This window comes from Falsiroseomonas sp. RANM36 (genome assembly GCF_056682175.1).
Genome location: NZ_JBWXTD010000005.1, coordinates 7,697 through 16,040 on the forward strand (window position 1 = coordinate 7,697; position 8,344 = coordinate 16,040).

The following is an 8,344-nucleotide window of genomic DNA, read 5'->3' on the forward strand; positions in this document are numbered from 1 at the left end:
GCGGCCGCCAGCAGGGTGCGTCGGAGGATGCTCATCTCGTCCTTTCCTGGATGACTGCGTCGTCAAGGGGCGCGGATCGCGTCGCCGCGCCGGCGCCGAGGTCGCCGCCAAGCCGGCGGGTGAGTTCGGTCGCAGCGCGCGCGACGCTTTCGCGATGCGCGGCCTCCCGCGTCGCCACGCGCTCCCGCGGGCCGGAGATGCCGAGCGCGCCGGCGAGTCCCTGCGTGCCGAACACCGCGCAGGCGATGGCGGCCGTCTCCGGGTTGCGCTCGCCGAAGGTCGCGACGACGCCGAGCGCGCGCGGATCGGGCGCGCTCAGCACGCGCCCGCCGGCGCCGGCCGGCAGCGCGAGCAGCACGCCCTCCGCCAGGTCGTCGCGGATGGGGGAGGGGGCTCGCACGCGGGCGAGGCAGAGGCGCTGCTCGCCATGCCGCACCCAGAAGCTCGCCGTCTCCCCGCTTTCCGTCGCCAGCGCCTGCAACGCCGCGGGCAGCAGGCGCTCCACCGGCTGCGCACGCGCATAGAGGCTGCCCCAATGGAACAGCATCGGCCCCAGCGCCCAGCGCGCATCCGCCTGCCGCTCGACGCAGCGCGCCTGCTCGAGCGTGCCGAGCAGCCGCAGGATGGTGGATTTGTAGAGGCCGGTGCGCGCGGCGAGTTCCGCCAGCGACAGCGCCGCCTCCCCTTCGCGGAAGGCGCCGAGGATCGCGAGCGCGCGGCCGACCGCGGCGACGCCGTTCTCCATCAGCCGGCCTTCCTCACCGCGCGGGTGAGGCCGCGGCAGACAATCGGCGCGCGGCGCGACGGCATGGAAGATCCTCCGGTCGTGCGTTCTATCTGATAGAACGACGTTCTGTTTCTGACTGAACAGAACCCGGAATGGTCGCCGGGGTCAAGCGCGTCATATTCGGCCGGTCGGCCGCGCCCGGCTCAGCCCCTCAGCCCGGCGGAATCTCCGCCGCCAGCAGGCACCCCGACTCGCTCTCGCTGATCACCAGCGTCCGCCCATCCGGCGCGAGGGTGCAGTTGGTCGGCATGCGCCCGAAGGACGTGCAGTCCACCCGATGCGTGCAGACCCCATGCGGGTCCACCACCCAGACCTGGCCATGCCCGGGATTGCTCACGAACAGCCGGTCATGCGCATCCACGCACATCCCGTCCGGCCCCGAAGTCCCGGCCGGCACGCGAAAAAAAAGATTGGCCTTGCCCACCACCGCATCCGGCCGCAGCGCGAAGCGCCAGACCTCGCAGCTGCGTGTCATCGCCACCATCAGATGCGTCGCGCCGCGGTTGAGCACGAGCCCGTTCGGGCTCGGCCCGTTGCCCAGCAGCCGGTCCAGCCTGCCGTCGGGATGCAGCCGGAACACCCGCCCGGTCGGGTCCTGCAGCCCGGTCTGCCCCTGGTCGGTGAACAGCAGCGATCCGTCCGGATGCACCACCACGTCGTTGAGGCCGCGAAACCCCTCGGACAGCACCGTCTCCAGGATCGGCGCCATGGCGCCGTCGCGCGGATCGAGGCTCAGCAGTCCGTGGCGGTAATCCGCCACCACCAGCCCGTCCTCCCGCGCCGCCAGACCGTTCGGCCAGCCCTCGTATTCCGCGATCGTTTCCCAGTGATCGCCGCTGACCCGAAAAACCCGACCATGCGGAATGTCCACGCAGAAGAAATTCCCCGCCGCGTCGAAGCACGGCCCCTCGAGAAACGAATCAATCGGCGCGCCGCCCCGGTTGGCCTGCGCCCAGGCCGAGGGTTTTGGGCGCCGCAGGTGCTCCGGCAGGCGGGAGAGCAGGGTGGCCGCGATGGGCCGGGGCGGGTCGAACCACATGCCCCACCCTTGCGGCGCCCCGCCCCGCGCCGCAAGTTCCCCCCCGCCATGCCACGCACGCTGTTCGAAAAAATCTGGGACGCCCATGTCGTGCACCGGCGCGATGACGGGCTCTGCCTGCTCTATGTGGACCGCCACTATTTCCACGAGGGCAGTTTCCACGCGTTCAACATGCTCCGCGCGAAGGGCCTGAAGGTCCGCCGCCCGGACCTCTCCTTCGGCTTCGGCGATCATTATGTCCCCACGCGCGGGCGCGAGACCGCCGCCATCCCCGACCCCGAGATCCGCGGCATCGTCGAGACCTTCGAGAAGAACGCGAAGGAGGCCGGCATCCAGGCCTTCGAGATCGCCGACCCCCGCCAGGGCATCGTGCATGTCGCCGGCCCCGAGCTCGGCCTGACCCTGCCGGGGATGACGGTGGTGTGCGGCGACAGCCACACCTCCTCCCATGGCGCGCTCGGGGCGCTCGCCTTCGGCATCGGCGCCAGCGAGGTCGCGCATGTGCTGGCGACGCAGACCATCTGGCAGTCCAGGCCGCGCCAGATCCGCATCGCCTTCGACGGCGCGCTGCCCGCCGGCTCCACCGCGAAGGACATGGCGCTGGCCCTGATTGCCGAGATCGGCACCGGCGGCGCGCTCGGCGGCGCCATCGAATTCATGGGCAGCGCCGTGCGCGCCCTCTCGGTCGAGGCGCGCCTGACGCTCTGCAACATGGCGATCGAGGCCGGCGCCCGCACCGGCATGGTCGCGCCCGATGCCACCACGCTCGCCTGGCTCGCGGGAAGGCCCTTCGCGAAGCCGGTGGACATCGCGCCCCTGCACAGCGACGCCGGCGCCGCCTTCGACCGCGACGTGACGCTGGATGCCGCGCGCATCGCCCCCATGGCCACCTGGGGCACCAGCCCGGAAGAGGCCGTCCCGCTCTCCGGCCGCGTCCCGCGCCCCGAGGACGCACCCGACGAGGCGCGCCGGAAGGCGTGGCGCGGCAGCCTGGACTATATGGGCCTTTCGGGCGGCGAGCGGCTTGCGGATGTGAAGGTGGACCGCGTCTTCCTCGGCTCCTGCACCAATTCCCGCCTGGAGGATCTGCGCGCCGCCGCCGCCGTGCTGAAGGGCAGGCGCATCGCCGTGCCGATGCTGGTCTCTCCCGGCTCCACCGCCATCAAGCGCGAGGCCGAGGCCGAGGGCCTCGACCGCATCTTCCGGGAGGCCGGCGCAAGCTGGGAGGAGAGCGGCTGCTCGCTGTGTGTCTCCATGAACGGCGACAGCGTGGCGGAAGGCGAGCGCTGCGCCTCCACCTCCAACCGCAATTTCCGGGGGCGGCAGGGCAGGGGCGCGCGCACGCATCTCGTCTCGCCGGCCTCGGCCGCCGCCTCCGCGCTCGCCGGGCGCCTTGTGGCGGCGGAGCGCGCATGATGGAAAAATTCACCACGCTGACGGCCGTCGCCGCGCCGCTCGACATGTCCAATGTGGACACCGACCAGATCATCCCCGCCCGCTTCATGCGCCGCCCGCGGGACGAGCGGTATTCCCAATACGGCTTCCACGACCTGCGCTTCACGCCGGAAGGCGAGAAGCGGCCGGACTTCGTGCTCAACCGCCCGCCCTTCGACCAGGCCGGCATCCTCGTCGCCGACCGCAACTTCGGCGTGGGCTCCTCGCGCGAGGCGGCGGTCTATGCGCTGCTGGCGCTGGGCATACGCTGCGTGATCGCCGAAAGTTTCGGGGACATCTTCTTCAGCAACGCGCTGAAGAACGGCCTGCTGCCCGTGCGCCTGCCGGAGGACATCTGCCGCTCCCTGCGCCAGCGTGCCACGGAAAATCCCGGAAGCCGGCTCACGGTGGACCTGGCGGCGAACACCGTGACGGACGCCGAGGGCAACGCCCACGCCTTCACGATTCCGCCTTTCGCGCGCGACTGCCTGCTGCGCGGGCTGGACGAGATCGGGATGACGCTCACATTGCTCCCCGAGATCGAGGCCTTCGAGACCGCGCGCGGCTGATCCGCGCCCCGCGCGGGCCTCGCTGGCGCTTTGTCTTGACGCAACGACAGCGGGCGGGCTGCTGTGCATCCATGCCCAGGAACGGGATTCCGATGCTCCGTGCGCTGATCGCGGCCCTGCCGCTGCTGCTGCTGTCGGCACCGCCATCGCAGGCGCAGTTCGGCCCGCAAGGCCCGCCCGCGGTCGGCGTCATCACCGCGGCCAAGCGGCCGGTCACCGAGACCACCGAATTCATCGGCCGCGTCGAGGCGATCGACCGCGTGGACATCCGCGCCCGCGTCACCGGCTTCCTCGAGGAGCGGCTGTTCCGCGAAGGGCAGGAGGTCACCGCCGGCCAGCCGCTCTTCCGCCTGGAACGCCCGCCCTTCGAGGCGCAGGTGGCCCAGGCCGGCGCCCAGGTCGCCGCGGCCGAGGCGGAGCTGAACAACGCCACCATCGCGCTGAACCGCGCGCGGGAGCTGGTGCGCACCCAGGCCGGCACCCAGGCGCGGGTGGACGACGCCACGGCGAACCAGCGCACCGCCCAGGCGCAGCTGCTGGCCGCGCAGGCGCAGCTGCGCACCGCCAACATCAATCTCGGCTACACCGAGATCGCCGCCCCCTTCGCCGGCAAGATCGGCCGCTCCAACTTCTCGCCCGGCGCCGTGGTCGGGCCGGATTCCGGGCCGCTGGCCACCATCGTCAGCCAGGACCCGATGCGCGTCGCCTTCCCCGTCAGCCTGCGCGCCGGCATCGAGCTGCGCGACCGCTACGAGGGGCGCGGCGGCGCGCAGGCGGTGCGCGTGCGCATCCGCCTCGCCAACGGCCAGATCTTCGCCGAATCCGGCCGCATCGAGTTCATCGACACCCAGGTGAGCCGGGACACGGACACGCTGCTGGTGCGCGCGCGCATCCCCAACCCGCTGCGCTCCGCCGAAGGCCCGACGGGCGATCCCGAGCGGCCGCTGATCGACGGCATGTTCGTCACCGTCTTCGTCGAGGGCGTCGAGCCGGTGCAGGCCGTGGTGATCCCGCGCGCCGCGGTGCTGCAGGACCAGGGCGGCCATTTCGTCTTCACCGTGGGGGCGGAGAACCGCCCGCAGCGCACCAGCGTCACCCTCGGCCCCAGCATCGCCGACCAGGTGGTGATCGAGGCCGGGCTTTCGGGCGGCGAGACGGTGATCACCGAGGGCGTGCAGCGCGTCCGACCCGGCCAGCCCGTGGCGCCCAACCCGGCCTCGCCGCCCCCGGTCCGCCAGGGTGCCTCGCCCGCGGCCCCGCGCAACTGAGCGCGCGCCGATGATATCCTCGGTTTTCGTCGATCGCCCGCGGCTGGCGATCGTCATCTCCATCCTGCTCACCCTTGCGGGCGGGCTCGCGATGCTGCGCATCCCGGTCGCGCAGTTCCCCAACATCGTGCCGCCGCAGGTCTCGGTCACCACCGCCTATCCCGGCGCCTCCGCCGGCGTGGTGGAATCCACCGTCGCGCAGGTGATCGAAAGCGCGGTGAACGGCGTGGAGGGCATGATCTACATGTCCTCCAACAGCGCCAATGACGGCACCTACGCGCTCTCGGTCTCCTTCGCGCTCGGCACCAACCCCGACATCGCGACGGTGAACGTCAACAACCGCGTCCAGTCGGCGCTCGCGCGCCTGCCGCAGGAAGTCCAGCGCAACGGCGTGACCGTGCGCAAGCAGTCCTCCGCCGTGCTGCAGTTCATCGCGATGACCTCGGACAACCCGGACCATGACGGGCTGTTCATCTCCAACTACATCACCATCAACATGCTGGACCGGCTGGCGCGCGTGCCCGGCATCGGCCAGGTCTCGATCTTCGGCGCGATGGACTACTCCATGCGCATCTGGTTCGAGGTGGACCGGCTGATCAGCCTGAACCTCACGCCGTCCGACGTGATCGCGGCGATCCAGGCGCAGAACGTGCAGGCGGCGGTCGGGCGCATCGGCGCGCAGCCGATCTCGCAGGACCAGCAGTTCCAGATCAACCTGCAGACCCAGGGCCGCCTCACCTCGCCCGAGCAGTTCGGCGCCATCATCATCCGCGCCAACCCGGACGGCTCGGTGCTGCGCGTGCGGGACGTCGCGCGCGTCGAGCTCGGCGCCGCGCGGATGGACACCGAAAGCCGGCTGAACGGCCGCCCCGCCGTCACCCTCGGCACCTATCTCTCGCCCGGCGCCAACGCCGTGACCACGGCGGCCAACCTGTCCCGCACGCTGGAGGACCTGGCCCGCCGCTACCCCGAAGGGCTGCGCAGCACCGTCTTCTACGACACCTCCACCTTCGTCGTGGACACCATGCAGGAGGTCATCAAGACCCTGCTCGAGGCCTTCGTGCTGGTGGTGATCGTGGTGCTGCTGTTCCTCGGCAATGTCCGCGCCACCATCATCCCGGTGATCGCCGTGCCGGTCAGCCTGATCGGCACCTTCGCGGTCCTCCTCCTCCTCGGCTTCTCCGCCAACACCGTCTCCCTGCTGGCGATGGTGCTGGCCATCGGCATCGTCGTGGACGACGCCATCGTCGTGGTCGAGAATGTCGAGCGCGTGATGGAGGAGGAGCCGGACCTCACCCCCGCGCAGGCCACCAAGAAGGCGATGGCGCAGATCACCGGCCCGATCATCGCCATCACGCTGGTGCTGCTCTCGGTCTTCGTGCCCGTGGGCTTCATCCCGGGCCTCTCGGGCGTGCTGATGGCGCAGTTCGCGGTCACCGTCTCGGTCGCCATGGTGATCTCGGCGATCAACGCGCTGACCCTCTCGCCCGCGCTCTGCGCGGTGTTCCTCCGACCCCATCACGGGCCACGCCGCGGCGTGCTGGCCACGGTGATGCGCGGCATCGACTGGGTGCGCGACCGCTACGGCGACGCCGTCGCGCGGCTGGTGCGCATCTCTGCGATCTCGCTGCTCTTCACCGCGCTCTTCGCCGGCGGCACGTACTGGCTCTCCAACCACACGCCGCAGGGCTTCCTGCCGGAGGAGGACCAGGGCGCCTTCTTCGTCCAGACCCAGCTGCCCCAGGGCGCGAGCCTGTCGCGCACCCGCGCCGTGGTCGAGCAGATCGAGGAGATCATCCGCCCGACGCCCGGCGTGGACCGCATCCTCTCCATCGTCGGCTTCTCCCTGGTGGACAACGGCGCGCAGTCCAACTCCGCCTTCATCGTCGTGCGCATGAAGCCCTTCGCCGACCGGCCCGGCGCGCAGGAGAGCGTCTTCGCCGCCATCCGCCGCGTCTTCGGCGCGACGCAGCAGGTGCTGACGGCCAACACCTTCGCCTTCAACATCCCGCCGATCATCGGCCTCGGCACCGGCGCCGGCTTCCAGTACCAGCTGCAGAACCTGGAAGGCCGCCCGCCGGAGGAGATGGCGAGCGTGATGCTCGGCCTGATCGTCGCCGCCAACCAGGACCCGCGGCTGACCCGCGTGTTCTCCACCTTCGCGGCCAACACGCCCTCGCTCTTCCTCGATGTGGACCGCGACAAGGCGCAGGCGCTCGGCGTGCGCATCAGCGACATCTTCACCGCGCTGCAGGCCACCCTCGGCGGCTTCTACGTCAACGACTTCAACCTCGCCGGCCGCTCCTGGCAGGTGAACATCCAGGGCGAGGCGACCGACCGCGACGACATCCCCGACCTCTGGCGCATCCATGTGCGCAACAGCCGGGGCGAGATGGTGCCGCTGCGCTCCATCGCCGATGCGCGCATCGTGCTCGGGCCGCAGACCATCAACCGCTTCAACAATGTCCGCTCGGTCGCGGTGCAGGGCGCGCCGGCGCCGGGCATCTCCTCGGGCGCCGCGCTGGCGGCGATGGAGGAGATCTCGGATCGCGTCCTGCCGCAGGGCTACAGCTTCGAATGGACCGGCACCGCCTTCCAGGAGAAGCAGGCGGCCGGCCAGACCGGCGTGATCCTCGCGCTCGCGGTGCTCTTCGCCTATCTCTTCCTGGTCGCGCTCTACGAAAGCTGGGCGATCCCGATCCCGGTGCTGCTCTCCATCGCGGTCGGCGTGCTCGGCTCCTTCGTCGCCATCCGCGTGGCGGGCATGTCCCTCGACATCTACGCCCAGGTCGGGCTGGTGGTGCTGATCGCGCTGGCGGCCAAGAACGGCATCCTGATCGTCGAATTCGCCAAGGAACAGCGCGAGGCCGGCAAGCCGATCCGCGACGCCGCGGTGATGGGCGCCCGGCTGCGCTTCCGAGCGGTGATGATGACCTCGGTCGCCTTCATCCTCGGCCTGGTGCCGCTGATCATCGCCACCGGCGCCGCCTCGGCCTCCCGTCGGGCGGTGGGCACGCCGGTCTTCGGCGGCATGCTGGCCGCCGCCTTCATCGGCATCTTCATGATCCCGATGCTCTACGTGGTGTTCCAGTGGCTGCGGGAGCGCACGAAGGCCGCCTTCGCGCGCAAGGAGCGCGGCGCGGCGCCGGGGTAGCGGGGGCGGGGGGGCGGCCCGGGGGGGGGGCCCCCCCCCCCCCCCCCCCCCCCCCCCCCCCCCCCCCCCCCGCGCCCCCCCCCCCCCCCGCGC

At 71.3% G+C, this 8,344-nt stretch carries 6 protein-coding genes; 4 read left to right on the forward strand and 2 right to left on the reverse strand.

Going from position 1 to position 8,344, the window contains the following annotated elements:
- Window positions 1–31: 31 nt before the first annotated feature.
- Window positions 32–745, reverse strand: a complete 714-nt coding sequence (locus tag AC1MIR_RS17965) for an IclR family transcriptional regulator (RefSeq protein ID WP_480029568.1) — start codon at window positions 743–745, stop codon at window positions 32–34.
- A gap of 193 nt (window positions 746–938) precedes the next feature.
- Window positions 939–1,826: an SMP-30/gluconolactonase/LRE family protein gene (locus AC1MIR_RS17970; protein WP_480029569.1), complete on the reverse strand. Its 888-nt coding sequence runs from the start codon at window positions 1,824–1,826 to the stop codon at window positions 939–941.
- Between the two features lie 48 nt (window positions 1,827–1,874).
- On the opposite strand from AC1MIR_RS17970, the gene leuC reads away from it, so the two are divergent.
- The 4 genes from leuC to AC1MIR_RS17990 all read left to right on the forward strand — a co-directional run bounded on the left by leuC (window position 1,875) and on the right by AC1MIR_RS17990 (window position 8,251).
- Window positions 1,875–3,242, forward strand: a complete 1,368-nt coding sequence (gene leuC, locus AC1MIR_RS17975) for a 3-isopropylmalate dehydratase large subunit (protein WP_480029570.1) — start codon at window positions 1,875–1,877, stop codon at window positions 3,240–3,242.
- Window positions 3,242–3,829 carry a 3-isopropylmalate dehydratase small subunit gene (leuD, locus tag AC1MIR_RS17980; RefSeq protein WP_480030220.1) on the forward strand — a complete coding sequence of 196 codons (588 nt, stop codon included), beginning with the start codon at window positions 3,242–3,244 and terminating at the stop codon, window positions 3,827–3,829. Before leuC ends, leuD begins: the two co-directional genes overlap by 1 nt.
- Window positions 3,830–3,921: 92 nt before the next feature.
- Window positions 3,922–5,097, forward strand: a complete 1,176-nt coding sequence (locus AC1MIR_RS17985) for an efflux RND transporter periplasmic adaptor subunit (RefSeq protein ID WP_480029571.1) — start codon at window positions 3,922–3,924, stop codon at window positions 5,095–5,097.
- 10 nt (window positions 5,098–5,107) lie between these two features.
- On the forward strand, window positions 5,108–8,251 hold the full coding sequence (locus AC1MIR_RS17990; protein WP_480029572.1) for an efflux RND transporter permease subunit: 3,144 nt from the start codon (window positions 5,108–5,110) through the stop codon (window positions 8,249–8,251).
- Window positions 8,252–8,344 lie beyond the last annotated feature (93 nt).